We start from the raw sequence: 25173 nt of genomic DNA, 5'->3' as shown, positions 1-25173 counted from the left end.
GTTCATCGTGCTGCTTGCCGATTTAAAAAGCCGCGCTCAGCACGCTTCTTGCTAGCTATTTATTGAAAAGGCTTTGTTAAGTAATGAGGAGTGGATCATGAATATTTTTCACACTTTGATTGAGCAAATGCAGGTCATGCAACTGCCATTAACCGCAGTGACATTGACTGCGGTACCGCGAGCGGATACGCCATTGCTGCTGATGCTGCACTGGCATGGCTTCCGCAAGCAGCCGATGGCAGCATTACCGATGTTAAAACCGGTGCTGCAACCTGTACCGGGCTCAGCCTTACAAATCAATGACCGCTGGCGCCAGCCTGAAATGGTCGAAGAAGCCGTGCTGGATGCTGCATGGCAGTTAGGTGCCTGGGATGTACAGCGCGAAGAGCACAGGGCATGCACATATATCGGCGCAACAGATCAGGAAACATTCGCGTGCAAACAGGCATTCGGTAAATATGATGAAGAACTGGAAAACGAGCTGCTTGTGAGTGAAGCACCGGATCGGGATGAGATGTTGCAGTTAGGTGCCAAGGTTGGGTATATCAGATGGCAGTTTAGGCCAGTGAATGGCGGGGTTTGGCAATCGACGGCAGAGGATGATACGTTGCTGGAGGATGGAAGGCGGATTCCGCCATGCCCGATCAGGCCGTTGGCGTTGAAGGGTGGGAAGATGAGTACAACGGCGTTTCGATTAGGGCAGATTAATCGGATTATTTTGTTGAGATAGTATTGATCTCAATAAGTATGGATTGAGAACTTGTATAGCATTCTTTTTCGCCTCTAGGCGAGTTACTTTTCTTTGTGTGCCCAAAGAATAAGTAACCAAAAGAAATGCACCCTAGCTTCCGCTTGTTTCCTGCGTTGCTCATCAGCGTGGGCAGCCAACGAAACTCGCCCTGACAAGCCACACAGAACGTGGCTTGTTGCGGAACTCGAACAGACGCTGGCCGACCCCTCCCACGCTGACTGCGCTACTCGGCGCGTCAGATAGGGCCCGTTTAAAACCACCACGATGAGATTTCAGTTAACTGCCATGGTTGAGGGCGCTAAGTACCTGTGTAATCTAAGACTAACCCGCCAACGATCTTTCTGCTTTGTTTTTGATTTGTTTTCTTATGATGATCGAGCGGGATGCAATGGTAGGAAATTCACCCAAATAACTGCGTAGTGTCTTTCAGGGTCCCCTATCTGACGCGCCGAGTAGCGGAGTCAAAATAAGAAGGAAGGGAGCGACTGTCTGAGCTCCGCAACAAGCCACGAAGTATGTGGCTTGTTAGGGCGAGTTTCGCAACCGCTTATTTTGATGAGCAACGCAGGAAACAAGCGGAAGCTAGGGTGCCCTTTCTTTTGGTTACTTATTCTTTGGGCAAGCAAAGAAAAGTCACTCGCCTAGTGGCGAAAAAGAATGGTGAATATCGGAAGCGATCTCTTTTAAAACCAAAGCCAGAAATTGCGGAACACGCTCTTCGATTTTAACCAAGCTAGAGCATTTACCTCGCCTGGATTCCGGCCTCCGCCGGAATGACGACCTAAAAATAAATGCCTATGGTGTCCATCTCAACCCAATCGACAACCACTGACTCTCACTATCCCCATTCACCTGCTGTCCTATCGTGCCATCCACCTGAAACACGTCCGGCACTAATGAATACCGCACACCCAGCTGATAAAAAGGATTCTGCGTATTATCCCCAAACACTTCAGCTATCCCTTTAAACGCACCACCCAGCTTAAACTCTGATCCCAGCCCCATACTGGCTTTAAGTTCGGAAGCCTGCTTATCGCGCAACATCCCCATATTCAGATGCAAGATCACATCATCATCGCGGAACGAAAAAGACACCGGCACATAAAAGTAGGTATTACCCAACTGGTTGGGGCCAGGCTGGATATCCGTGTGCTTGACATGCCCCGCAGCTAATCCCCATCCCCAACCATTGGTTTCCAGCGGTTTGAACAGGGTTTTGAACTGCAATATCCAGTCTTCGGTACGATAGTTCTCGTCATGGTTGCGGTAAACGCCCCCGCCCAAAGTGACCTCAAAATTTTCACCGAGGTTACACGCTGGTAACGCCCATGCTTCCCGCCCACCTTCATATGTGCGCATCCAGCTTTCCAGCTGGCAGCTATGGGCATTGGTCAGGCGTGCGTCATCCGTAACCAAGGGGCGTGCGGCATGGACGCTGTGAGACAAACACAACGCCAATATCAAGCTAAAGTATGTGAGAAGCTGTTTGATCATTATTTTGTTTTTATTTTAATTTCAGGCCGTGACAGTTTAATGAAAATCTCTTGTCAGTCAGCTTGGCATTTTATATTCGTTTCCGTCACATTAGTTTCACTGGCCTCTGCCAACATAACGATTTATACTGTTTGCAGGGGTTGCCTACATGGGCAAACAAGGCGGAGGTGATCGTGGCGACTATTGAGGTGACTGAAACCAGTCCTAATTCTTTTTCTGTCACCGTGCATGGTTCACAAGTCACCACGCACCAGGTCAGTGTCAGCCCGGATTACGCCAGCCAGTTATTGACTACGCCGCATACTACCACTGAACTAGTGGCGGCTTCTTTCGATTTTTTGCTTGATCGCGAGTCTAATTCCAGTATCTTGAGAAGTTTTGATTTGAGTGTGATTGAACGCTACTTTCCCGAATACCCCAAGGCCATTTCCCGTTATCTAAAGTAATTTCTTCAGTGGTATCGCATGCTAACTATTACCCATGACACACAACTCGCTGCCGTAGACCTGGGCTCCAACAGTTTTCGACTTGAAATCGGCCGTGTGGTCGACGGGCAGATCCTGCGCGTTGATTACCTGAAGGAAGCAGTGCGCCAGGGTGGCGACCTCGATGAAGACCGCAACCTGAAGCCGGAAGCCTTTGAACGTGGACTGAAATGCCTGGCCCGCTTTGGCGAGCGACTGAAAGGTTTCCCGGTTGAGCATGTACGTGCCGTTGCCACGCAGACATTGAGGGAAGCGACCAATAGCGCCGATTTTATCAAGCAAGCGCAGAAAGTACTGGGTTACCCGATCGAGATTATTTCAGGCGTGGAAGAAGCGCGTCTCATCTACCAGGGTGTCAGCCGCATGCTGCCGCAATCTGATGAAAAGCGCCTGGTCATTGATATCGGTGGCCGCTCGACCGAGTTTATCCTCGGCCAGCATTTCAAAGCCAATGTCACAGAATCCTTAAGGCTTGGTTCTGTCGGCTGGTCGCAAAAATATTTTGCCGATGGCCAGTTAAGCGAGCGCAACTTTGAACGGGCAGAAATCGCCGCCGAGTCGATTATCGACATGATTGCCAGCCGTTACAACGGCCACTGGGATGTCGCTTATGGTGCTTCGGGCACGGTCGGTGCCGTGGCCGATGTATTGGCTGGCTCAGGATTTTCTGCCGAGAAAATCGAACGCAGCCAGCTGGAATGGCTGAAGCAAACCCTGATCAAGGCCAAAACGCCTGACCGCCTGAATATGGAAGGCCTGAAAGATGACAGGCGCGCGGTGATGGGCGGTGGCCTGGCCATCCTGACCGCAGTATTCGATACGCTGAATATAGACACTATGAACGTGGCCAATGGTGCACTACGACACGGTGTGCTGTATGACATTTTAAGCCCTGCCGATGCCACTGAAGATTTGCGTTCGGCCTCCATCGCCAGGCTGTGCAAACAGTTTGGCGTAGAGCTGGAGCACGCGCAGAATGTCAGCAAAGTAGCCCTGCATTTTTATGATGCAATGCAAGCCTGCGACACGCAAAAACCGTTATTGCAATGGGCAGCGCTCTGCCATGAAATTGGCTGGGCCATTTCGCATACTGACTGTAATAAACATGGTGCTTATATACTCGACAACACCGAATTGATGGGCTTTGGCCAAAGCGAGTTACATACGATCAGCCTGTTGGTATTGGGGCATCAGGGAAAGCTGCGCAAATTGCCGGCGGATTTCGATAACCAGGACCTGGTTTGCCAGCTGATGGCATTGCGGCTGGCGGTGATCTTCTGCCATTCGCGCCGGTTACCGGTGTTGAAGCATTTACAGCTAGTGCATGAAAAGCAGCAGTTTACCCTGGTATTGCCGACACAATGGGTCAGCCAGCATCCGCAAACACATTACCTGCTGGAAGAAGAATGCCAGCTCTGGCAAAAGCTAGGCTGGCAACTCGAGGCGCAGTATGACTAAGCACAGAACTAAAATGTAGATTAAAGGGCAGATAAACACTGAAATAAAAAACGGGCCGATTAAAGCCCGTTTTGATTTAGTGCAGTATAGCTGCATGCCATTCACTCACAATGCAGCGGACTAATCCTTTTTCTTCTTGGTTTGCTTTTCGTCCTCTTCACGTAACTTGGCCACTTTTTCGCGCCACTCGCTCAATTGCTCATCTTCAATTTCAAGCTGCAAAGCGAGCGCTTCTTCCTGCGACAGCTTTTCCTTGATAAAGCGTTTTGGCAGCTTGCCTCCCATGCGTGATAGCACGCGTTCAGCCTCGGCTGGACTAAGCTGTTGCACTTTTTCCAGATACACCGGATTCGACTTTTCTTTCATATGACTCCCTTTGATTTAGCGCTCGTTGCCTGGCTGGGCAGGCAATCGCTAACTGTTTTGTAAAATCCAGTCGGTGACCGGATTCCATTGTGCGATGTCGATCTCTTTGAGAGAGCCCGACAATTCAAAAATACTTAATCCTTCTTCCGCTGCGGTGACGTATATCTGCGACGAGCGCAACATCGATAACACTGCAAAGCCTGATTCATCCATAAATGCAAGCAGACGCTCGGCAGATTTGGTGCGCGGCATCACACGCATGCCCACCAGTCCGACAAACGTCTTGTGCTTACGCACAGCCTTTTCTTCGGCCAGCAAACCTAAAAAGTCCTGGGTAGCGCCAATATCAAAAGCAGAAGGCGCGACAGGCACCAGGATCAAATCCGTCTCGGTCACTGCATCAGAAATTTTCTTGTCGCGTAGCCCCCCAGGAGAGTCGGTAATGACCCAATCGGCTTTTTGTAAGGCGGATTTGCCCAGGTCTTCAGCATTGAATACGCTTGCCACATGCTGCGGGCGGCGTGCCAGCCACGAAGCAGATGATTGCTGGCGATCAATATCCTCCAGTACAACCTTGTGCCCCAATTGCGCCAGATAGCCAGCAAGATTGGTGGCGAGAGTCGTTTTACCGCTACCGCCTTTGGTGTTTGCCACCAATATCCTGCGCATCTCATGCTCCCTGTTTGAAGGTGTTGAATTTTGTCATGAAAAACAACCTCTATGACACCATAGCAATATGAAATTTTTATGACAATTGACGCAAAATAAAAACGGTATAAACTGTTTTTACGAAAAACTCAGGAGAGCGACATGGCCACTAAACCGGCAGCCAAACCTACGGCAAAGAACAAACCAGCAGCGACAACAGCTTCCAGCACGGCAAAACCGGTTGCAGCAAAACCTGCAACTGCGACGCCAGCTGCTAAACCAGCTGTTGCTAAACCAGCGGCAACCAAATCACCAGCCACCAAAACTGCAGCGAAACCGGCTGTTAAAGCAGCCGCCAAACCAGTGGCAAAAACAGCAGCGCCTGCTGTTAAAAAAACAGCCAGTGCACCTCAAAAAGCGGCTAGCAAAGCAGCTGTGGCAAATGACAAAGCTAAAACGCCTAAAGTCAAAATGGAGCGTGATAGTTTTACCATGCCAAAAGATGAGTACGCTCAGATTGCCGCTTTGAAAAAACGCCTGGAAGGCCTGGGCAAACCGGTCAAGAAAAGTGAATTATTGCGTGCAGGTTTAAAACTGCTGTCAACGCTGAATGACACAGCATTGAAAGCTGCATTAGGCTCTGTGCCCACCATCAAAACAGGCAGACCTAAAAAGTAATTACTCGGGCTAAACGGACGGATCAAACAGTATGAGTGTCCGTTTTTCCTGATCAATGTATGCCCATCCTGCTGGTGCTAACTGCCACAGATTTGGTGAATGGCGTGATGCTATTCCACTAAATCTGGCGCCTGCACGCTATATAGTTTGTAGGGCAACCCGGACTTGGGCAATCGCAACCACCAGATCGCCCCTTTTTTGATGCTGAGTTGCGCATCTTCCATGCCCAGGCATTGCGCTGCCAACTCACCAATCCAGGGCTGATGCCCGACCAGCATGATATGTTCAAACGGGCTTTGCGCCAGCAATTGCAGAATTGGCTCCAGGGGACGTTCCGGCGCCAGCCGGTTTTCTTCTTGCCAGCTATCACCCCAGTAAGCGGCGGTTTCTTGCGTGCGTAGTGACGGGCTGACCATGGCATAAGTTTGTTTGGGCAGGTATTTTTTGAGCCATGCCGCCATCTGTTTGGCCTGCTTGTGGCCTTTTTTAGTCAGTGCCCGCTCCAGGTCTGAATGACCATGCTGTAGATCTTCCGCTTCAGCGTGCCGCCATAAAATCAGGTTACGTACCGCCATCGCCTACCCTATAAAGAATGATATTGTTTTAACAATATCTGTTGGCAGGATTGCAACGGCGCATCGCCTGCTGATTCACGCACGGCCTTGTAAACGCCCTGCTCAGTCAGCTGCCAGGCGTCCAGGTTATCATCCAGGTACATTTGCAGGCCTTCCTGCATGATGCGCAGCTGCATTTTGGGGTCCGTGATAGGCCATGCCAGTTCAACCCGGCGGACCATATTGCGGCTCATCCAGTCGGCACTCGACAACCACATCTGCACTTGCCCGTCTAAATTAAAATAGAACACCCGCGAATGCTCCAGCAAACGGCCCACAATTGACCTGACGCGGATGCGGCCTTTAATCGCGGGCAGATCTACCGGCAGGATGCAGGCACCACGGATGATCAGGTCAATCTCCACCCCTGCGGCTGCGGCTTTGATTAGGGCCTCCGTCAATGGGATATCGGTCAGTGCATTCATTTTGGCAATTACACGCGCCGGTTTGCCCTGCCTGGCCAGACGCTGGGCTTTTGCCAATTGCTTGATCATGCCGGCATGCAGTGTGAACGGTGCCACCAGCAAGTGCCGCATGCGGGTCAATGGCAGCTCACTGGTCAAGTGCCTGAAAACCGCTTCCATCTCTTTTGTCAGGTCAGGATTGGCGGTGAGCATGCTCCAGTCGGTGTAGAGGCGCGTGGTTTTCGGATTGTAGTTACCGGTGGATAAATGCCCGTAGCGATGGATAGTTTTACCTTCGCGACGCATGATCAATAACATTTTGGCGTGGGTCTTCAGGCCTACAACGCCATACACAACCTGCGCGCCCACTGATTCCAATGCTTCCGCCCAGTTGATATTGGCTTCTTCATCGAAACGGGCTTTCAGTTCCACCACAACCAGCACTTCTTTGCCGCGACGCACGGCTTCCTGCAATAACGCCAGCATGCGCGGGTCAGCACCGGTGCGGTAAATGGTCATACGGATCGCCAGCACATGATCATCCTTGACTGCTTCTTCCAGCAGCTGGATCACTACATCAAAACTTTCGTAAGGCTGGTGTATCAGCAAATCACGCTCGCGCATTTGCGCAAGTAGCAGGATGTTTTTATGAATATGCTGTGGCCATTGTGGCTGGAAAGGTGTGAACTTGAGATGATCGCCTTTCGCCATATCCGGCAACTGGATCAGGCGGCCCAGGTTGACCGGCCCATTCACGCGATACAGTGCAAGCGCAGGTAGATTAAATTGTTTCAGAAGGAAGTCAGCCAGCGCATCGTCACACTCATGCGTGACTTCCAGGCGCACCGCTTTACCGTACTGGCGATGTGCAAGCTCTTCACGCAATGCCATGCGCAAATTGCTGACATCATCTTCATCCACTTCCAGGTCACTGTTACGCGTGACGCGAAACTGCGAGAAATGCAGTATCTTCGCACCTTCAAATAACACGTGCAAATTAGAGCGGATAATACTGGTCAGTGACACAAAGCATTGCTGGCCTTTGCTGATGTTATGCGGCAATTGCAACAGGCGCGGCACCACGCGCGGCACACGCACAATGGCAATTTTTTCTTCTTTATCAATCGCAATGCGAACAATAAAATTTAGGGATTTATTGGCCACTTGCGGGAAGGGGTGCGATGGGTCCAAAGACACCGGCATCAGGAATGGCAGCACTTCGCGCTTGAAGTAACTGCTTACCCAGGCGATTTGTTCCGGTGTGCGCACGGTGCCGGAAACCAGGTGTATCGCTTGTTCGGCAAGGGCTGGCATCAAGGCATCGTTGAACAGTTCATACTGTTTTGCCACCAGCGCATGCGCCATGCTGGCAATCTGCTCGCAGCCAGTGGCGGTTACCGGGCCATGTGTGACACCCTGCTGATGCGCTTCCATCTGCAAAGGCATGCGTACTTCAAAAAACTCATCGAGATTATTGGAGACAATACATAAAAAACGCAGGCGCTCTAGCAGGGGATAGTCTTCACGTTGCGCCAATGAAAGTACACGCGCATTGAAACTGAGGATACTGAGGTCTCGGTCTAGTAAAACTGAGGGGTTATTTTTCATGCACACTATTGTAGCGCTTGGCGGCCAGCGATTTATGACAGTTTTATGAAATCGTATGAATCGAAAAAAAACGTCATTTACAACTGCTCAATTTGTTTCAGCCGTTGCCGGGCAAATACCTTGATTGCCGATTGTTCGCTGGCAGTCATTTTAGCCACATGTTGCACCATCAGGCGGGTACGCTGGTTTTCGGCCAGTAATGATTCGTGTTTGATGAGGAATGCCCAATACAGCGTGGTAAACGGACAAGCGGCGTCACCGATTTTCAACTTGGGGTCATAGCGGCAGTGCGCACAATAATTACTCATACGCTGGATATATGCGCCACTGGCGACATAAGGTTTACTGGTGAACCTGCCACCGTTGGCATACAAAGCCATGCCAGCCACATTCGGCAATTCTACCCACTCGACGGCATCTACATATACAGCCAGAAACCAGTCTGCCACCTGCTGCGGTGACAAACCAGCCAGGGTTGAAAACAAGCCAATCACCATCAGCCGCTGGATGTGGTGCGCGTATCCGGTTTCCAGCGTTTGCCCTATGCACTGCGACAGGCATTGCATCTGCGTCTGGCCAGTCCAGAACCAGGTAGGCAAATCACGCTGATGCTTGAAAAAGTTGGCAGACTTTAATGCCGGCATTTCCAGCCAGTACACGCCTCGCACAAATTCGCGCCAGCCAAGTATCTGCCTGATAAATCCCTCAACACTCGCCAGCGGAGCCAGGCCTTGTTGATAAGCCTGCTCGGCAGCGTCTATCACCTCCCGCGGATTCAGTAACTTGAGATTAAGTGCCGAAGCCAGCAGCGAATGCCATAAATAAGGGCTGTCTTGCCACATAGCGTCCTGGTAAGTACCAAACTGCGGTAATTTTTCGGCAATAAAATGTGTGAGCAGTTTAAGTGCCTGGGGACGGGTCACCGGCCATGGAAATTCATCAAGTTGGCCAGGATGTTCGGGAAACCGTTTTTTGACTAACGCGATGACCGATAATGTGAGCGGGTCTGGTACAAACCGTAACGGTGGCTCTAGCTTTTGCGGACCGTCTTTACCTAAATGCTGCCGGTTTTCTTTATCGTAGTTCCAGTCACCACCGGCAGGCGCATCTCCTTTCATTAGCAGTTTGTACTTCTTGCGCATGCCACGGTAAAAATTTTCCATACGCAAAGAAGTATTTTTCTGCCGTTCCGCCCAACGCTGGAATTGAGGAATACTGCACATATAATGCGTATCCTGTAGTATCTCCAGCGCGACATGATGTTTCTTTGCTGTGGTTTGTAGTGCTTGCAATACGCGCCAGTCACCTGGCTCGCATACCCGCAAAACATCAGGTTTGTGCTGCTGCAACATGGCTTGCCAGACCGCCGCAAGATCAGGGTGATCATGTGCATCCAGCTTGAAATAGGTTAGCGGGAAGTGTCTGGCTTGCAAGGTATCAGCAAAGTGTCGCATCGCCGATAAAAACAGGGTGATCCGCTGCTTGTGTGACCAGACATGCGTGCTCTCCTGCATCACTTCTGCCATCACAATATGGTCTTGGGAAGGGTCAAATGCTTGCAAGGCAGGATTGTCCAGCGTGAGCTGGTCACCTAAAATCACGATCAGGTTTCTCATGCCGATGGCAGTGAGGTTTGTCGGCGGCAACCCTCCGAACAATATTTAACCGAGTCCCAGTTGTTAGACCAGGCTTTGCGCCAGGTCATTTGCCTGCCACATTGCAGGCAGGGTTTGCTGGGTAAATAACTTTTGTTGCCTTTAAACGAGTCGGTCATACCACCGTGAATGGCATGTACTTACGCGAGTCTGTTGACCTCTGGTTTTGCTGCCAGCAATGCGAGGCAATCCGGCAGGTATTGATAAAGTCTTCAGCCACCAGAGCCGCACGGCCTAGCAGGCCACCATCGATATCCGGCATCAGCAGCAGGCTCTCGGCATTTTTAGGACCCATACTGCCGCCGTATACAATACGTATCTGCTCAGCAAACTCCCGGTCACGTTCGGCAATCATCATGCGGATGAAGGCGTGCATGCGCTGTGCCTGTTCAGGCGTGGCATGTTCACCGGTACCGATCGCCCACACCGGCTCATAGGCAATCACCATATTGAGTTTTTTCGCCAAGGCAAATGCCTTGTCGTCCAGGCCGTACACCACATTCAACATCTGGTTACGGACTATCAGTTCAGCCATGCCGCCATCCCGCTCATCAAGCGTTTCACCGACACAAAAGATAGGCGTGAGACCTGCATGCAAAGCGTTCAGCAAGCGTTTGGTAGCTACCTGATTACTTTCCAGCTTGAGTGCGCGGCGTTCGGAGTGTCCAACAATAGTATAGGTACAACCAAACTCGGCGACCATTTTCGCAGAGATGCAGGAAGTGTAGGCGCCTTCAGTGAACTGGCTGACGTTCTGTGCACCCCAGGCTATTGCTGAACCTTGCAATGCAGCTTGTGCCTGATACAGATATACATAAGGCAGGCAGACAGCCGCATCCATACCGTCCAGATGATGAAGTTCTTGTTTGAGCCGATTGAGCAAGCCCTGATTTTCCAGCAAGCTGCCATGCAGCTTCCAGTTACCAATGACTAGTTTTTTGCGCATGATGTAAAACCTTTCTATCATGCCCCCTCGATATGATTATATTTTTGCTTTAAGAATGAGCGGGTAAAGTGGCTGAAATGTTTCTAAGTGCCTATGTCAGGCTACGCTATCATCTATGGCAGCTTCAATGTGCAACCGTTCAATCATTTTTAATAAATGGCGGCCATTTTTTCCAGCGAAACTACTTTTATTTTACCTGCCTGCCCGGCACTGCCAAATGCTTCAAAGCGTTCCTTACAGAGCTGTTGCGCTGCATTGGTTGCTTCCTTAAAGTAACCTCTCGGATCAAACTCTTCCGGATGTTCAACAAAATATTCACGGATGGCAGCGGTCATCGCTAGCCGGATATCGGTATCAATATTCACTTTGCGTACACCGCTCTTGATGCCATCCACAATTTGCGAAACCGGTACACCATAGGTTTCCTTGATATTACCGCCATAATGCCGGATGCGCTCGAGGAATTCTTGCGGCACGCTGGAAGACCCATGCATTACCAGATGCGTATTGGGGATTTTGGCGTGAATCTCCTGGATACGCTTGATGGATAAGGTATCAGCCGAAGGTGGACGGGTGAATTTATAAGCACCGTGGCTGGTGCCGATCGCAATCGCCAGCGCATCGACTTTGGTCGCCTCGACAAATGCCGCCGCTTCATCCGGGTCAGTCAATAGCTGGGATTCATCCAGTTTGCCTTCGGCGCCTACACCATCCTCTTCACCGGCCATGCCTGTTTCAAGTGAACCCAGCACACCTAACTCACCTTCTACCGAAACTCCCACTGCATGGGCAAACTCAACCACACGCCGCGTAACATCCATATTGTACTCATAACTGGCCGGCGTTTTGTGATCTTCTTTTAACGAGCCATCCATCATCACACTGGAAAAACCGCTACGGATCGCCATCTGGCAAATTTTGGGTGAAGTGCCGTGATCCTGATGCATACACACTGGAATATGAGGAAATTGTTCGATGGCGGCTTCTACCATCTTGCGCAAAAACGACTCGCCGGCATAGCCGCGCGCGCCGGCCGAAGCCTGTAAAATCACCGCACTGTTTACTTCGTCAGCGGCTTTCATAATGGAGATGATCTGCTCCATGTTATTGATATTGAAAGCGGGATAGCCGTAACTATTTTCGGCCGCGTGATCGAGTAACTGCCTGAGGGAAATCAATGCCATGCAAAACTCCTTTATTCTTTGGCTTGCTGGTGGTATTCACGCAAGCGCTGGATTTCTTGTTTAGACCCCAGTAATACCGGGACACGCTGATGGCAGGACGCCGGTTGGATTGCCAGCACATCTTCGAGGCCAGCTATGCTTTCACCACCCGCCTGTGCTACCAGCAGGCTCATCGGGTTGGCTTCATATAACAATCTTAGTCGCCCGGCCTTGACTGGCTGCTTGTTATCGCGCGGATAAAGAAATACACCGCCTCGCGTCAGGATGCGATGCACATCCATCACCATGCTGGCGCACCAGCGCATATTGAAGTCACGTCCACGGTCACCTTCAGCACCCTGTAAACACTCATCTATATAGCGTTTTACTGCCGGCTGCCAGTAACGTTGATTGCTGGCATTAATGGCATATTCAGAAGTCTCTGGTGGAATCTGGACTGTTTGCTGGGTAAGTACAAAGCTGTCATTTTCGTGATCAAGCGTGAACACATGGGTGCCCTCACCCAAAGTCAGCACCAGTAAGGTGGCTGGCCCGTACATCACATACAGCGCAGCGCGTTGTGCCTGACCCGGCTGTAAAAAAGCCTGGCTACCTTGGGTGGCAACGCCGGTATTCGGTAGTATCGAGAATATACTGCCGACCACGCCATTGATGGCCAGATTGGAAGAACCATCCAATGGGTCGACACAGACCAGGAAGGGAGCGTCCACAGTTTCAAAACTTATATGTTCTTCAGCCTCTTCTGAGACTACCGCAGCTACCACTCCTGACGCACGCAATTGTTCCAGCACCACTTCATGGCTACGGATATCCAGGTGCATCTGCGTTTCGCCCTGCACATTGGTGTTAGTGGTTTTTTCGGTAGTCCCTTGCAATGCACCTTGCTTTACCAGCGCAGCAATCTCGATACCGGCCTGGGCTGCGTGCCATATCAGCACGTTCAACGCATGATTCAGTGAAACCTGTTTCAGAAATACGTCCAATTGCATGGCAGATACCTTTATTATGGTTTTAGCGATACTTGCACCGAAACTGTAACCGAGACTTGCACGGCCCAAATTCACGATGACAGACTGGAAACACCTGCAATTAACTTCGCTCAGAAGTCTAGTGGTGTCATGTCCCTAGCTGTTTTTCTACTAAAGTAGACGTCACATCTCCGAGATTGTTCAACAATCTTATAACAGCTGCATGACAAACCGACACCAACAGGTGCATCAGGAGAAAGGATTAACCGGAAAACACTAATTGTTGCAGCGCGTGTTGTGCGGCCACAAAACCAAAGCTGGCGGTGACGCAAATGCTGGAACCATAGCCCGCGCAATGCAATCCGGTCAGGCCGGCATCTGTTTCACATGCCTCAGCAGGTTTTTCTACCGGCTCGTCTGAATAGACGGCGGTGATGCCGAATTTGGCAGATTTTTTGTTATCGCTGGCTTTGGCGAAACCATGATCACGCCGCAATTGGTTGCGGACTTTTGCCAGCATGCGGTCACCCTGTACATGCGCCAGATCGGCCAGTTGTATGCGTGTTGCATCCAGCTTGCCCCCGGCACTGCCCACAATCACCAAAGGCAGTTGCTGTGTTTTGCAATAAGCCGCCAACGCTATTTTGGCTTTGGTGTCATCCATGCAATCTACCACGATATCAGGATGAGTCCCTAATACCGCGGCCAGGTTATCGGCCGAGATAAAGTCTTCAACCTCAATCACTTCACAAAGCGGATTAATCTGCGCGATGCGCTCATGCATGGCGGTTACTTTGGCTTTGCCTACATTCGCATCCAGTGCATGAATCTGCCGGTTGATATTCGACTCTGCAATATTATCCAGATCGACCAGCGTTAGCTTACCCACAGCATTGCGCGCCAGCGCTTCTACCGTCCACGAACCCACCCCGCCTATACCGATCACCAGTACATGCGCAGCTTGCAGCCTTTGCAGAGCCTGCTCGCCATACAGGCGTCGCACGCCGGAAAAGCGTCTATCCATATCCAATTCAAGCGGGGTGGGAAAATTCACTTGCTACTCACGGTTTCCAGCACGACATAAGCCAGTGCCAGGTTTTTTTCATCGCTGATGCTGATATGGGACTGGTGAATATGATGTTGCTTGAGGAAGGCTTGCAAGGTCGGCGCCAGTTGCAGGAGCGGGCGACCGAGTGCATCGTGGGTGACTGCAATATTGTGGAAACTGACGTCACCGCGAATGCCGGTGCCTATCGCTTTGGCAAAAGCCTCTTTGGCGGCAAAACGTTTAGCCAGAAAACGGGCTTTTAACTGGCTGGCCTGATAGTCTTCCCATTCAGACTGAGCCAGTATGCGTTTGGCAAAGGGTTCGCCAAACTGATCCAGCGATGCTTGTATGCGCTCGACTTCAACGATATCTGTCCCAATTCCAAAGATCATATGGTCACCTCGCAAACTCATACCTTGCATTTATCTGCGGCGCTTCAGGATACTGATAAATCGCCGTATTCTTTTTATATCGTATCGTGTTTGGAAAGCATGCATTTCATTACAACATGCACTTATCTTACTACGCTTACCTTGATGAAAACTCTTTCATCAAGGCTTTCATTTCCCGCACCGCATGGTCCCAGCCGACAAACAAGGCATGGGCGACGATGGCATGCCCTATATTCAATTCTTCAAATCCCGGCAAACGCGCGATGCGATGCACATTGTGATAATGCAGACCATGCCCGGCATTGACCACCAGGCCACCCGCTTTTGCATGATGCAGTGCCGCCTCTATTCTGCGTAATTCTTCTGTTTGGGTTAATTCAGTTTCAGCATCCGCAAAAGTCCCGGTGTGGATTTCAATCACCGGTGCGCCTATTTTCACGGCAGCATCAATCTGTGCTAAATCCGGCGCGATAAATAGCGAAACACGTATGCCCTGGTCAGACAGTTTTTTGACGGCATGTTCCACTTTTGCATAATGTGCCAGCACATCCAGGCCACCTTCGGTAGTACGTTCTTCACGGCGCTCGGGCACCAGGCAGACATCCTGCGGCCTGACCTGAATCGCGATATCCAGCATTTCGTCAGTCACGGCACATTCCAGGTTCATCTTGGTCTGCAGCAAAGGGCGCAAGGCAAAAATATCGGCATCCTGCATATGGCGGCGGTCTTCACGCAAATGCAGGGTAATACTGTCCGCACCAGACTGCTCGGCGCGTAACGCGGCCTGGACCACACTTGGGTATTTTGTACCACGCGCCTGACGGATGGTAGCGACGTGGTCGATATTCACACCTAGTTTTAACATATTTTCTTTCGATGACTTTGGCAAACAGATTGCATTGCCTGCAATTATAAACTTAGCCTTGCCGTGGCCTCAACATTCAAACACAGCCCGGAAAAATCAGAACCCTTGCAGATCAACCAGCAGTTGTCGCGTATGCAAGGGTTTTTCACCAAGATAATGCTGCAGTAAGTAACGCATCAATTGCTTGCTTTGCGCTTGTGTCGTTGTATTGCTGTAACTTCCACGTGCCATATCGAGCAATGACCTGCCCTGGATGAGCACGCCATTTTTCGTGACGTTTAAGGCACAAGCACCATAATCCGCTTCGAATCGATAAGTTTCATCGGCATGGATGATCTCGCCGTTTTCATCATGCGTCAGTGGTACGGCATAGCCTAATTCCTGCAGCATCTTCAACTCAAACCGGCGCATGATTTCCGCCAGTTGGCCGCTGCCGGTTTCTTGGGTAAGCGTAGAAAGTATTTGTACGGTTTCGGCGTAATACTCAAACAGTTGCGCATGCGCGTCATCGCGCGGCAGCAGGCGTAACAGCAACTCATTCATATAAAACCCGCACATCAGGGCATCGCCTTTAAGCAGCGTCAGGCCGGTCAGCCACTCAAGCCCGTGCAGGGTTTTCAGTTCATTTTTGCCTGACCAGGTACCTGCCAGTTGCTGGAAAGACTGTAACATGCCGCGCATCGCTGATAGCGGCCTGCGTGCGCCTTTGGCCACTCCAGCAATGCGGCCGAAATCGCGGCTGAACATTTCAACCACCAGGCTGGTTTCTTTAAACGGGTAGGTATGCAGGATAAAGACCGGCTGTAGCGATTGCTTGAGCGCGGCAACGTTGGAGGTGCTCACAGCCATGGTGCAACCTGCCAGTCCTGACGATTAAAAACCCAGGCTTTTGAGTGCCCGTTCGTCATCCGCCCAGCCACCTTTGACCTTGACCCAGGTTTCCAGGTAGACCTTGGAGCCAAACAGCTTTTCCATATCCTGGCGCGCCTCGGTGGAGATTTGCTTGAGCTTCTCGCCACCCTTGCCAATAATCATCGGTTTCTGGCTATCTTTATCGACAATGATCACGGCAAAGATACGGCGCAGTTTTTTCACGGTTTCAAACTTTTCGATTTCAACTGTCATCGAGTAAGGCAACTCATCGCCAACCAGCCTGAAGATTTTTTCGCGGATCAACTCGGCCGCCAGAAATCGCTCATTCTTATCGGTCAGTTCATCTTCACCATAAACGGCCGGTTGCTCAGGCAAATGCTCACGTACCGCGTCCAGCAAGCCTTCCAGATTTTGGTTCTTTTTGGCACTGACAGGGATAATGCCGGCAAAATCAAACAGCAGATCAAAGTCCTGGATCAATGGCAATAAATTACCTTTGTCGCCCATCAGGTCTGCCTTGTTGACTACCAGCAAAACCGGCTTATTGTCAGGCAGAAGTTTGAGAACCAGTTCATCGGCTTCACCCAGTTTCATAGGCTCAATCACGAACAACACCACATCGACCTCAGACAATACCTGCGTCACAGTTTTGTTCAGCGTTTTGTTCAGCGCATTGATATGTTTTTGCTGAAAGCCAGGCGTATCCACAAACAGGAACTGCGTATCTTCAGTGGTATGAATGCCGAGTAAACGATGACGGGTGGTTTGCGCCTTGCGTGAAGTAATGGCTAACTTCAGGCCAAGAATATGGTTGAGCAGTGTCGACTTACCGACGTTTGGCCTGCCGACGATGGCGACGGTGCCGCAACGAAAATCTTCTGTAGGCTCAATGTTTTGTTCTGTCATGATTGAATTTTTTCCATGGCGAGCTTGGCCGCCTGCTGTTCCGCCACACGGCGGCTGGTACCGGCACCGGTGGTGGTGAGTTTAAGTTTTTTGATAAAGCATTGCACGGTGAAGGTCTGCGCATGCGCCTCGCCTTCGATAGTCACCACCTGATACTCAGGCAAGTCCATTTTTTTGCTTTGCAGGTATTCCTGCAACTGCGATTTGGCATCTTTATCAATCGCTTTGGGGTTTATCGTAGTCAGTGTTTCCCGGTAAAGCAAAGCCACCACTTGTTCGGCAGCGGAAAAACCGCCATCGAGATAGACTGCACCTACAATGGCTTCCAGTGCATCTGCCAGAATAGAGGGCCTGCGCCAGCCGGCACTTTTCAGTTCACCTTCGCCCAGCTTCAGGGCGTCGCCAAGATTGAGGGAGATGGCGATTTCGGCCAGGCTGGCTTCTTTTACCAGCTTTGCCCGCAAGCGGCTAAGGTCGCCTTCGGGTATATCAGGGAATAAATTGAATAGCTGGTGGGCAATAATAAAGTTGAGTACGCTATCGCCCAAAAATTCCAGCCGCTCATTATTATTGGCGGAAAAACTGCGATGTGTGAGTGCCTGCTGCAGCAAGTCCGGCTGCGTGAAGCTGTAACCTATGCGGGTTTGTAATACCGGAAGCGCGCTCATCTCACCTACTGCGATGCTTTACTGGTAGCATCAAAATCAATGAGCAAACTGATGGTGTCTGTGAGCGGGATGGTTTTTTGATAACGCACGGCAACCACACCACCGACCACATTCAAATCGCTGCCTTGCACGGTTTTAATCATGTCGACATGCATCTGGCGGTCAAATGCAGCACGGATATCGGCGTCACTTTGCAGCATGGAGTCATGCGCAATACGGTTAACGGTGGATTGAATGGAGAAGTATTCCATGTAGGAAGGCAGCGCTTTTAAGGCCACCATGCCCAGAATACCCACCGCGGTGAGTACCAGCAGGAAACCGAGTAAGCCGAGCCCATGTTGTGCGCGTGCTGAAATCCTAGAACATTTCATCTGCCATCTCCTCACAAATTGCGACTGCCAACACGGTGAACCCGTGTGCTTAACCTATACTTTGCCCGATACGGCGCCACTGGTCAAAGTTAAACCAGATAAAGAACGCCCGACCGACCAGGTATTTCTCAGACACAAAGCCCCAGACCCGGCTATCAGAGCTGTTATCGCGGTTATCACCCATCGCGTAGTACTGACCTTCAGGCACAGTGATGGCTTCGCCTTGCATTAAACGGTCACCCAAACTGCCTGGGCTATACTGATTCATGATGTCATGGATCAGTACATCATGTTTGACATCGCCTAGCTGCTCAGTCAGGCGCGAAGCAGTTACATCAACTGCGCGTGAGCTACCGCTTTCATCATTGACATTCAAGGCGTATTTATATGGCTCAATGAAATCCAGATTAATCACTTTGTCATTGATCGTCAGCTGTTTGTCACGGTACTGAATTTTGTCGCCCGGCAAACCCACCACGCGCTTGATGTAATCAATGGATGGGTCAGGCGGGTAATGAAACACGAATACATCGCCACGTTTAGGTTTATCCACCTGATAAAAAACCTTATTCAGGATAGGTACACGCAGGCCATAAGTGAATTTATTGACCAGGATATAATCACCCGCCAGCAGGGTAGGCATCATGGATCCGGAAGGGATCTTGAACGGCTCTACAATAAACGAACGAACGGTAAACACCAGCAGAATGACCGGGAAAAAACTTTTGCTGTATTCCACATACCATGGGTCTGGCACATCACCCAAAGCACTGGCCTGGCGTTTCTTGCGCAAAATCAGGATATCCAGCAACCAGATGGCACCGGATACCAGCAAAATCACCAACATAAAAATTGCAAAATACATGCTCGTTCCCTGTAGAAAGCGGGGTTACCCGTTTTATTTAGCTTACTTTTATTTATCTTCGACGCGCAGAATCGCCAGGAAGGCTTCTTGCGGAATTTCCACGTTACCGACCTGCTTCATGCGCTTTTTACCTTCTTTTTGTTTATCCAGCAACTTGCGTTTACGTGACACATCACCGCCATAACATTTGGCAATCACATTTTTGCGCATGGCTTTCACCGTTTCGCGCGCAATAATATTGGCACCGATAGCGGCCTGGATCGCAATATCAAACATCTGGCGCGGAATCAATTCACGCATCTTGGATACCAGCTCGCGCCCGCGATAAATACTGTTGGCACGGTGCACAATCAGGCTCAGGGCATCGACACGCTCGCCGTTGACCATGATATCCAGCTTCACCAGATCCGCAGCACGGAACTCGAGGAACTCATAATCCATGGAGGCATAACCACGCGACACCGATTTCAGTTTATCAAAGAAATCGAGGACCACCTCGTTGAGTGGCATTTCGTAATTAAGCATGACCTGGCGACCCATGTACTGCATATTGCGCTGTAGTCCGCGCTTGTTATTACACAAGGTCATCACCGGGCCGACATAATCTTGCGGCATCAACAGATTGACCACAATCATGGGCTCACGGATTTCTTCCACACGTGAAGGCTCTGGCAGGCGGGACGGATTTTCAATCTGTACCACTTCACCGGTTTTAAGCAGCAACTCGTAAATCACGGTCGGCGCGGTCGTGATCAGGTCCATATCGTACTCGCGCTCTAAACGCTCCTGTACGATCTCCATGTGGAGCAAGCCTAAAAAGCCGCAACGGAAGCCAAAGCCCAAAGCAGTAGAGTTTTCAGGTTCGAATTGCAGGCTTGAATCATTCAGCCTGAGCTTTTCCAGCGCAGTACGCAGGGCTTCAAACTGGTTGGATTCCACCGGATATAAACCCGCAAACACTTGCGGTTTGACTTCTTTAAAGCCAGGCAACGGTGCAGCGGCCTGCCTGCCAGCTAAAGTCACAGTATCGCCAACTTTAGCTGCTGCCAGCTCTTTAATACCGGCGATAATAAAACCTACTTCACCCGCGCTCAACTGCGGACGTGGCAGGGATTTAGGCGTAAACACACCTACCTGCTCGCATAAATACTCAGCGCCTGTCGCCATCAGCCGGATTTTTTCTTTGGCACGTAAAACGCCATCCACCACGCGCACCAGCATGACCACGCCAACGTAATTATCAAACCAGGCATCAATCACCAGGGCTTTTAATGGCCCATCTACATCACCTACCGGCGGCGGCACTTTGGCGACCACTTCTTCCAGCACATCACGTACGCCTTCACCTGTTTTGGCTGAACAACGCACGGCATCGGTGGCATCTACACCGATCACATCTTCAATTTCTTGTGAAACGCGCGCAGGGTCTGCTGAAGGCAGGTCAATCTTATTGAGGACGGGTGTGACTTCAACGCCCAATTCAATGGCGGTGTAACAGTTAGCCACACTTTGCGCTTCAACCCCTTGTGAAGCATCGACCACCAGCAACGCGCCTTCACAGGCGGACAATGAGCGGCTGACCTCATAGCTGAAATCCACATGCCCGGGGGTATCGATCAGGTTGAGATAATAGGTTTCACCGTTATTGGCTTTGTATTGCAGGGCGGCTGTCTGCGCTTTAATCGTAATGCCGCGCTCACGCTCGATATCCATGCTATCCAGCACCTGCGCTTCCATTTCGCGCGCTTCCAGGCCACCGCACACCTGAATGATGCGATCAGCCAGTGTCGATTTGCCATGGTCGATGTGGGCAATAATCGAGAAATTACGAATGTTCTTCATGTTCTGCTATAGGTTGATTACAAGCAAGAAAGGCGCTTTACGCGCCTTTCCGAATTTGCTGGCATTTTACAGCAAACGCCTATTTATCAGGGATTTATTTTAAAACGCCTTAGCTGCACGGCGCTTTAAAACAGGCCCTTACTTGCTGACCTTGATCGGGACATACAAAGTATTCTCGCCTCTGAGCACCAGCACCGCCACCGTTTTTCCGGCAGCGACAGCGTTGATCTGCTTATTGAACAGGTCCACACTTTGGCTTTCATTGTTGTTCAGACCCAGGATCACGTCGCCACGGCGAATGCCGGCCTGGGCAGCTGCACCCACGCTTTCAACCACTAGCAGGCCGTTTTTGCCATTCAGCTTTTTCTTTTGTTGTGGCGTCAGTTCACGCAAGGTCAAACCGATTTTATTCGCTTCCGGCTTGGAAGGTTCTTTGCTCGAAGCAGGTGCCTCCGCTTGCTCGTTTGGCATTTCACCCACGCCCAGTTGCAAGGTTTTGCTGGCACCTTTACGCACGATTTCCACCGGCACTACTTTACCTGGCTTGATAGAAGCCACCACGCGTGGCAAATCACCGGAAGTCACAATCGGCTTGCCATCAAATTTGAGGATGATATCGCCGACTTCGAGGCCACCTTTATCTGCCGGGCTGTTTTTCTCAACCCCTGCAATCAATGCGCCACTGGTTTGTTTCAGGCCAAAAGAATCCGCCAGATCTTTAGTCACTTCCTGGATACCAATGCCTAACCAGCCACGGGAAATACGGCCGGTTGCTTTTAACTGGTTGGAAATATCAATGGCAACATCAATCGGGATACTGAATGACAAACCCATGGAGCCACCGCTTTTGCTGTAAATCTGTGAGTTCACACCAACCACTTCACCGCGCAGGTTAAACAGCGGACCGCCTGAGTTACCAGGATTAATCGCAACATCGGTCTGGATAAATGGCACATAATTCTCCTGTGGCAAGGCACGACCTTTGGCACTGACAATACCGGCGGTCATGGTATTTTCCAGGCCAAACGGGGAACCGATGGCTGCTACCCACTCGCCTACTTTCAACGTGGTTGGATCGCCCACTACCACTTTAGGCAAACCAGTTGCTTCAATTTTAATCAGCGCCACATCGGTACGCTTGTCGGCACCTATGATTTTTGCCTTGAATTCGCGCTTGTCAGACAACTTCACCAGCACTTCATCGGCTTCACTCACTACATGCGCATTGGTCAGAATATAGCCGTCGCTGCTGATGATAAACCCAGAACCCAATGACTGGGTTTTATAATCCTGCCCGCCTTCTTGTCCTGGCAGGCCCGGCATTCCTGGGATTCCAAAACGACGCAGCAGCTCTTGCAAGTTTTCATCATTTGGCATACCTGGAAAACCCATGCCACCGCCACCATGAACTACCGAGGTAATGCTGATATTAACCACTGTAGGTCCTTGTTTTTCTGCCAGCTCAGTGAAGTCAGGCAAATCCTTGGCCTGCGCCGGCATCACAAACATACTTACTGACATGGTGCATGTCAGAAACACTGCAGAAATCCATTGCTTCATCATGATTCTTCCTATTATTTAATCAATTAAATTTCAATATTTTTAAAAACTTACTCATAACAGCCAAAAAGAAAAATTGGTCACTGTTAAAACACTTTTTCATATGGTGACTAAACGCACAAAAACAAATAGGCTTGGTTTGACAATCACTCCACAACAATACGTCAGACGCTACTGATCCATCCAATATCGATTGATTTGAGGAATTTGTCATGAATTGAGGATATATCAGAGATGAAAATGATTCTGGAAGTGGGTACAGCAAGCTGGATAGGTAGAAATCATCGAGGTTGATTACTTCTTAAAAGTCACCTGCTGCGCAATTTGTTCAACGGTTTGCGCGGGCACTTCGCCTACTACCACGAGTTGATACCCGTTTAAAACATGGGCATATACATTGGTAGAACCCATATTTTTCTTACCTATGCGGGGCTGCATGCCTTTAATCACAGGTTCGACAAACAGAGACACCGAAGCCAGGCCATCGGAAAAGATTAACTGCTGCACCGGTACTGCCCGGCCGGGCACGTGCAGCCGGATCTGGTCTACTTTTTTATATCCGGCAGGCAGGTTAGCGATCACCAGATTATTTTCCACATGGGTCAAATCGGTAGTGTCATCCATCACATACGGTTTGGAAGCATCAATCTTAGGCTGGAACCAATCCAGGTCTTTGGTTTGCAGCATGGAAACCTGGTTGAAACCGATTTGTTCCAGAGTATGTCCCTGCGTATCCAGCATACTCATTTTAAGCAGCAAGCCATATTCGCTATCGGACCAGACGCGGTACTGGTAGCGCAGATTATCATTCGGGATCATATCGATCACTTGCGCCAACCGTCCGGCGATACGCTCCTGGCCGATAAATTTAAGTTTGTAGTTTTGCTTGAGGGGTTGGAGCTGGGTAGGTAACATGGCCGGGAACAGGTTCTGGCCACGGCGTTTTTCAATCACTACTTTGTCATTTTTAGCATTAAAAATAACAATATCATCGCCTTCACTGAATACTTCACGCGGGCGACCATCTAATACGACATTGCGGGTAAATTCACGCCCGCCTTCATTGATGTGGGTAATTTGAACGGAGCGAATAATCGCTCCGTTGTGATAGATAAACAAACCCTGGTAATTAAGCTCCCTGGCTGCAGAAGCAGTTTTCTGCATGGCGGGCCATAAATCTTCTTCTGCCCATGCCTGCTGACAGAGCACAAACGCGAACAACACACGAATTACACCCTGCACAGACATACCAATCACAGTTAAATTTATTCGCCGGCGTTGTAAGTTACATTGTGGATGTAGTAAGTCGCACTATTTGGGGAATAGTTATGATGCGCCATGACATACTGATCAGTTTCGCTATCAGCAATCTGTACCGTTTCAACCGCAGCTGGCTGGTTGAGCACAAACATACCGACAAAAAAAGCGGCTGCTACAGATGCCGCGATTGACCAGATGTATTTACTCGGTCGCGGGCGTAGCTGCGTTACAGTGTTGGTTGCAGGTTGCTGCGGTGCCAGAACCACAGGCTCATCATTCAACGCAGCCATGATACGGTTTGTCATATCAGGCTGCACCCAATGCTCTTCGCGGATTACATCACGGATGATGTGATAATCCTGCCAGGCCTGCGCTACCTCTCCCGTAGACTTGGCTGCGAGGAAGATATGTTCACAGCGTTCAATATCGGCTTCGCCGTCAATTAAAGCGGACAATTGCTGCTTCATAATAACCCCAAATCAATCAATGTTTTTATGTTAGCACTTAACAAATTATTTGTCATAACACCTATAAATTCAAAATAATAATTGCATCAAAATGGACTGATTTACCAACGTTTATGATTTGGTGTGTCCAGCAATGGTCTTAGTTTTGCAGCAATGGTTTCACGTGCACGAAAAATACGTGAACGTACTGTACCAATCGGACATTGCATGACCGTGGCAATGTCTTCATAACTCAAGCCTTCAAGTTCGCGCAAGGTAATGGCCGTACGCAACTCTTCTGGCAATGCACCAATAGCATCGTTCACAGTTTGAGCGATTTCTTTAGTCATGAGGGAAGTTTCAGGCGTCTCCATCGTACGCATGTCCTGGCCCTCATCAAAATTCTCTACATCTTCAATTTCAATGTCCTGCATCACTTGTGGCTTGCGCCCCATGGATACAAGGTAGTTCTTCGCAGTGTTGATGCCTATACGATACAACCATGTATAGAAAGCACTGTCGCCACGAAAACTATGCAAAGCGCGATAGGCTTTAATAAAGGATTCCTGAACCACATCCTCGACTTCTGCCTGGTCGCGGATCATGCGCGACAATAGACGCCCAAGCTTGCGGTTGTACTTCTCCACCAGCAATCCGAATGCGCGTTTATCGCCCTGCTGGGCACGTTCAACCAGCAACTGGTCAAACTCTCTATTCTCTATCTGTTTGGCGTTTGCCGCCTGAACAGTCATATCGCGATGACTCCCTTGGGTAATTTTCTGATTGGGAGTAGTATACGCTTTTGTATTGTTATCGAC

Annotated in this window: 27 protein-coding genes; 4 read left to right on the top strand and 23 right to left on the bottom strand. The window is 50.0% G+C overall.

Translation table 11 applies throughout. The annotated features are described in order from the left end of the window. Nucleotides 1–97: 97 nt before the first annotated feature. Complete coding sequence (locus ACFQ2T_RS13135) at nucleotides 98–730, top strand: diguanylate cyclase (RefSeq protein WP_379035141.1); 633 nt, start codon at nucleotides 98–100, stop codon at nucleotides 728–730. Nucleotides 731–1546: 816 nt separating this feature from the next. Here the strand turns inward: ACFQ2T_RS13135 and ACFQ2T_RS13130 are convergent. Beyond that, nucleotides 1547–2197, bottom strand: coding sequence for a hypothetical protein (locus ACFQ2T_RS13130; RefSeq protein WP_379035139.1), 651 nt, complete (start codon nucleotides 2195–2197; stop codon nucleotides 1547–1549). A 221-nt stretch (nucleotides 2198–2418) separates the two neighbouring features. Between ACFQ2T_RS13130 and ACFQ2T_RS13125 the strand changes: the two genes are divergently transcribed. Both ACFQ2T_RS13125 and ppx read left to right on the top strand, forming a co-directional pair. Beyond that, entirely contained in the window at nucleotides 2419–2691 is a 273-nt protein-coding gene (locus ACFQ2T_RS13125) for a hypothetical protein (RefSeq protein WP_379035138.1), read from the top strand. Nucleotides 2692–2709: 18 nt separating this feature from the next. Then, nucleotides 2710–4188 (top strand): exopolyphosphatase, encoded by a 1479-nt coding sequence (gene ppx, locus ACFQ2T_RS13120; RefSeq protein WP_379035137.1) that lies wholly within the window; start codon nucleotides 2710–2712, stop codon nucleotides 4186–4188. Nucleotides 4189–4308: 120 nt separating this feature from the next. On the opposite strand, the gene ACFQ2T_RS13115 is transcribed toward ppx, so the two are convergent. Beyond that, on the bottom strand, nucleotides 4309–4554 hold the full coding sequence (locus ACFQ2T_RS13115; protein WP_379035136.1) for a hypothetical protein: 246 nt from the start codon (nucleotides 4552–4554) through the stop codon (nucleotides 4309–4311). A 48-nt stretch (nucleotides 4555–4602) separates the two neighbouring features. Beyond that, nucleotides 4603–5223 (bottom strand): nucleotide-binding protein, encoded by a 621-nt coding sequence (locus tag ACFQ2T_RS13110; RefSeq protein ID WP_379035134.1) that lies wholly within the window; start codon nucleotides 5221–5223, stop codon nucleotides 4603–4605. Between the two features lie 141 nt (nucleotides 5224–5364). Between ACFQ2T_RS13110 and ACFQ2T_RS13105 the strand changes: the two genes are divergently transcribed. Then, nucleotides 5365–5880, top strand: a complete 516-nt coding sequence (locus tag ACFQ2T_RS13105) for a hypothetical protein (RefSeq protein WP_379035132.1) — start codon at nucleotides 5365–5367, stop codon at nucleotides 5878–5880. 110 nt (nucleotides 5881–5990) lie between these two features. Here ACFQ2T_RS13105 and ACFQ2T_RS13100 read toward each other — a convergent pair whose 3' ends face one another. The 20 genes from ACFQ2T_RS13100 to rpoE all read right to left on the bottom strand — a co-directional run bounded on the left by ACFQ2T_RS13100 (nucleotide 5991) and on the right by rpoE (nucleotide 25107). Further along, nucleotides 5991–6455 carry a SixA phosphatase family protein gene (locus ACFQ2T_RS13100; RefSeq protein ID WP_379035130.1) on the bottom strand — a complete coding sequence of 155 codons (465 nt, stop codon included), beginning with the start codon at nucleotides 6453–6455 and terminating at the stop codon, nucleotides 5991–5993. Between the two features lie 8 nt (nucleotides 6456–6463). Then, on the bottom strand, nucleotides 6464–8506 hold the full coding sequence (ppk1, locus tag ACFQ2T_RS13095; RefSeq protein ID WP_379035128.1) for a polyphosphate kinase 1: 2043 nt from the start codon (nucleotides 8504–8506) through the stop codon (nucleotides 6464–6466). A gap of 77 nt (nucleotides 8507–8583) precedes the next feature. Continuing rightward, nucleotides 8584–10122: a cryptochrome/photolyase family protein gene (locus ACFQ2T_RS13090; RefSeq protein ID WP_379035126.1), complete on the bottom strand. Its 1539-nt coding sequence runs from the start codon at nucleotides 10120–10122 to the stop codon at nucleotides 8584–8586. Further along, nucleotides 10119–10280, bottom strand: a complete 162-nt coding sequence (locus ACFQ2T_RS13085) for a DUF2256 domain-containing protein (protein WP_379035124.1) — start codon at nucleotides 10278–10280, stop codon at nucleotides 10119–10121. Before ACFQ2T_RS13085 ends, ACFQ2T_RS13090 begins: the two co-directional genes overlap by 4 nt. Further along, nucleotides 10277–11107 carry a triose-phosphate isomerase gene (gene tpiA / locus ACFQ2T_RS13080; protein ID WP_379035122.1) on the bottom strand — a complete coding sequence of 277 codons (831 nt, stop codon included), beginning with the start codon at nucleotides 11105–11107 and terminating at the stop codon, nucleotides 10277–10279. Before tpiA ends, ACFQ2T_RS13085 begins: the two co-directional genes overlap by 4 nt. Nucleotides 11108–11256: 149 nt before the next feature. After that, nucleotides 11257–12291 carry a class II fructose-bisphosphate aldolase gene (fba, locus tag ACFQ2T_RS13075; protein ID WP_379035120.1) on the bottom strand — a complete coding sequence of 345 codons (1035 nt, stop codon included), beginning with the start codon at nucleotides 12289–12291 and terminating at the stop codon, nucleotides 11257–11259. Nucleotides 12292–12302: 11 nt separating this feature from the next. Next, nucleotides 12303–13280: a class 1 fructose-bisphosphatase gene (locus tag ACFQ2T_RS13070; protein WP_379035118.1), complete on the bottom strand. Its 978-nt coding sequence runs from the start codon at nucleotides 13278–13280 to the stop codon at nucleotides 12303–12305. A gap of 241 nt (nucleotides 13281–13521) precedes the next feature. Further along, a complete protein-coding gene (locus ACFQ2T_RS13065; RefSeq protein ID WP_379035116.1) occupies nucleotides 13522–14283 on the bottom strand; it encodes a tRNA threonylcarbamoyladenosine dehydratase in 762 nt (253 codons plus the stop codon). A 26-nt stretch (nucleotides 14284–14309) separates the two neighbouring features. After that, on the bottom strand, nucleotides 14310–14699 hold the full coding sequence (gene acpS, locus ACFQ2T_RS13060; RefSeq protein WP_379035113.1) for a holo-ACP synthase: 390 nt from the start codon (nucleotides 14697–14699) through the stop codon (nucleotides 14310–14312). Between the two features lie 136 nt (nucleotides 14700–14835). Beyond that, nucleotides 14836–15564 (bottom strand): pyridoxine 5'-phosphate synthase, encoded by a 729-nt coding sequence (gene pdxJ / locus ACFQ2T_RS13055; protein ID WP_379035111.1) that lies wholly within the window; start codon nucleotides 15562–15564, stop codon nucleotides 14836–14838. A gap of 96 nt (nucleotides 15565–15660) precedes the next feature. Beyond that, nucleotides 15661–16413 carry a DNA repair protein RecO gene (gene recO / locus ACFQ2T_RS13050; protein WP_379035109.1) on the bottom strand — a complete coding sequence of 251 codons (753 nt, stop codon included), beginning with the start codon at nucleotides 16411–16413 and terminating at the stop codon, nucleotides 15661–15663. Between the two features lie 24 nt (nucleotides 16414–16437). Beyond that, on the bottom strand, nucleotides 16438–17343 hold the full coding sequence (era, locus tag ACFQ2T_RS13045; protein ID WP_379035107.1) for a GTPase Era: 906 nt from the start codon (nucleotides 17341–17343) through the stop codon (nucleotides 16438–16440). Beyond that, on the bottom strand, nucleotides 17340–18011 hold the full coding sequence (gene rnc / locus ACFQ2T_RS13040; RefSeq protein ID WP_379035105.1) for a ribonuclease III: 672 nt from the start codon (nucleotides 18009–18011) through the stop codon (nucleotides 17340–17342). The genes era and rnc overlap by 4 nt, the downstream gene beginning before the upstream one ends. 5 nt (nucleotides 18012–18016) lie before the next feature. Next, nucleotides 18017–18382, bottom strand: a complete 366-nt coding sequence (locus tag ACFQ2T_RS13035) for a DUF4845 domain-containing protein (RefSeq protein WP_379035103.1) — start codon at nucleotides 18380–18382, stop codon at nucleotides 18017–18019. A 49-nt stretch (nucleotides 18383–18431) separates the two neighbouring features. Beyond that, entirely contained in the window at nucleotides 18432–19247 is an 816-nt protein-coding gene (lepB, locus tag ACFQ2T_RS13030) for a signal peptidase I (protein ID WP_379035101.1), read from the bottom strand. Between the two features lie 48 nt (nucleotides 19248–19295). Beyond that, on the bottom strand, nucleotides 19296–21089 hold the full coding sequence (gene lepA, locus ACFQ2T_RS13025) for a translation elongation factor 4 (RefSeq protein ID WP_379035099.1): 1794 nt from the start codon (nucleotides 21087–21089) through the stop codon (nucleotides 19296–19298). 138 nt (nucleotides 21090–21227) lie between these two features. Then, nucleotides 21228–22652 carry a DegQ family serine endoprotease gene (locus ACFQ2T_RS13020; RefSeq protein ID WP_379035097.1) on the bottom strand — a complete coding sequence of 475 codons (1425 nt, stop codon included), beginning with the start codon at nucleotides 22650–22652 and terminating at the stop codon, nucleotides 21228–21230. Between the two features lie 291 nt (nucleotides 22653–22943). Continuing rightward, nucleotides 22944–23897 carry a MucB/RseB C-terminal domain-containing protein gene (locus ACFQ2T_RS13015; protein WP_379035095.1) on the bottom strand — a complete coding sequence of 318 codons (954 nt, stop codon included), beginning with the start codon at nucleotides 23895–23897 and terminating at the stop codon, nucleotides 22944–22946. A gap of 17 nt (nucleotides 23898–23914) precedes the next feature. After that, on the bottom strand, nucleotides 23915–24376 hold the full coding sequence (locus ACFQ2T_RS13010; RefSeq protein ID WP_379035093.1) for a sigma-E factor negative regulatory protein: 462 nt from the start codon (nucleotides 24374–24376) through the stop codon (nucleotides 23915–23917). 101 nt (nucleotides 24377–24477) lie between these two features. Beyond that, entirely contained in the window at nucleotides 24478–25107 is a 630-nt protein-coding gene (rpoE, locus tag ACFQ2T_RS13005; protein ID WP_379035184.1) for an RNA polymerase sigma factor RpoE, read from the bottom strand. Nucleotides 25108–25173: the final 66 nt, after the last annotated feature.

It is taken from the genome of Methylophilus flavus (assembly GCF_042678905.1).
In the GTDB taxonomy this organism is placed as follows: domain Bacteria; phylum Pseudomonadota; class Gammaproteobacteria; order Burkholderiales; family Methylophilaceae; genus Methylophilus; species Methylophilus flavus.
The sequence above is the reverse complement of the archived record's forward strand: the minus strand, read 5'-3'. Positions and strand labels throughout refer to the sequence as shown.

What these genes read in the sequence shown, in the direction of transcription:
- tpiA (WP_379035122.1), bottom strand. Translation starts at nt 11,107, where the DNA reads ATGCGCAAAAAACTAGTCATTGGTAACTGGAAGCTGCATGGCAGCTTG.
- ACFQ2T_RS13010 (WP_379035093.1), bottom strand. Translation starts at nt 24,376, where the DNA reads ATGAAGCAGCAATTGTCCGCTTTAATTGACGGCGAAGCCGATATTGAA.
- acpS (WP_379035113.1), bottom strand. Translation starts at nt 14,699, where the DNA reads ATGATCTTTGGAATTGGGACAGATATCGTTGAAGTCGAGCGCATACAA.
- lepB (WP_379035101.1), bottom strand. Translation starts at nt 19,247, where the DNA reads ATGTATTTTGCAATTTTTATGTTGGTGATTTTGCTGGTATCCGGTGCC.
- ACFQ2T_RS13090 (WP_379035126.1), bottom strand. Translation starts at nt 10,122, where the DNA reads ATGAGAAACCTGATCGTGATTTTAGGTGACCAGCTCACGCTGGACAAT.
- ACFQ2T_RS13135 (WP_379035141.1), top strand. Translation starts at nt 98, where the DNA reads ATGAATATTTTTCACACTTTGATTGAGCAAATGCAGGTCATGCAACTG.
- ACFQ2T_RS13070 (WP_379035118.1), bottom strand. Translation starts at nt 13,280, where the DNA reads ATGCAATTGGACGTATTTCTGAAACAGGTTTCACTGAATCATGCGTTG.
- ACFQ2T_RS13020 (WP_379035097.1), bottom strand. Translation starts at nt 22,652, where the DNA reads ATGATGAAGCAATGGATTTCTGCAGTGTTTCTGACATGCACCATGTCA.
- rpoE (WP_379035184.1), bottom strand. Translation starts at nt 25,107, where the DNA reads ATGACTGTTCAGGCGGCAAACGCCAAACAGATAGAGAATAGAGAGTTT.
- ACFQ2T_RS13110 (WP_379035134.1), bottom strand. Translation starts at nt 5,223, where the DNA reads ATGCGCAGGATATTGGTGGCAAACACCAAAGGCGGTAGCGGTAAAACG.
- ACFQ2T_RS13115 (WP_379035136.1), bottom strand. Translation starts at nt 4,554, where the DNA reads ATGAAAGAAAAGTCGAATCCGGTGTATCTGGAAAAAGTGCAACAGCTT.
- lepA (WP_379035099.1), bottom strand. Translation starts at nt 21,089, where the DNA reads ATGAAGAACATTCGTAATTTCTCGATTATTGCCCACATCGACCATGGC.
- ppx (WP_379035137.1), top strand. Translation starts at nt 2,710, where the DNA reads ATGCTAACTATTACCCATGACACACAACTCGCTGCCGTAGACCTGGGC.
- ACFQ2T_RS13085 (WP_379035124.1), bottom strand. Translation starts at nt 10,280, where the DNA reads ATGACCGACTCGTTTAAAGGCAACAAAAGTTATTTACCCAGCAAACCC.
- ppk1 (WP_379035128.1), bottom strand. Translation starts at nt 8,506, where the DNA reads ATGAAAAATAACCCCTCAGTTTTACTAGACCGAGACCTCAGTATCCTC.
- ACFQ2T_RS13105 (WP_379035132.1), top strand. Translation starts at nt 5,365, where the DNA reads ATGGCCACTAAACCGGCAGCCAAACCTACGGCAAAGAACAAACCAGCA.
- recO (WP_379035109.1), bottom strand. Translation starts at nt 16,413, where the DNA reads ATGGCTGTGAGCACCTCCAACGTTGCCGCGCTCAAGCAATCGCTACAG.
- rnc (WP_379035105.1), bottom strand. Translation starts at nt 18,011, where the DNA reads ATGAGCGCGCTTCCGGTATTACAAACCCGCATAGGTTACAGCTTCACG.
- ACFQ2T_RS13100 (WP_379035130.1), bottom strand. Translation starts at nt 6,455, where the DNA reads ATGGCGGTACGTAACCTGATTTTATGGCGGCACGCTGAAGCGGAAGAT.
- era (WP_379035107.1), bottom strand. Translation starts at nt 17,343, where the DNA reads ATGACAGAACAAAACATTGAGCCTACAGAAGATTTTCGTTGCGGCACC.
- fba (WP_379035120.1), bottom strand. Translation starts at nt 12,291, where the DNA reads ATGGCATTGATTTCCCTCAGGCAGTTACTCGATCACGCGGCCGAAAAT.
- pdxJ (WP_379035111.1), bottom strand. Translation starts at nt 15,564, where the DNA reads ATGTTAAAACTAGGTGTGAATATCGACCACGTCGCTACCATCCGTCAG.
- ACFQ2T_RS13015 (WP_379035095.1), bottom strand. Translation starts at nt 23,897, where the DNA reads ATGTCTGTGCAGGGTGTAATTCGTGTGTTGTTCGCGTTTGTGCTCTGT.
- ACFQ2T_RS13065 (WP_379035116.1), bottom strand. Translation starts at nt 14,283, where the DNA reads ATGGATAGACGCTTTTCCGGCGTGCGACGCCTGTATGGCGAGCAGGCT.
- ACFQ2T_RS13035 (WP_379035103.1), bottom strand. Translation starts at nt 18,382, where the DNA reads ATGAAATGTTCTAGGATTTCAGCACGCGCACAACATGGGCTCGGCTTA.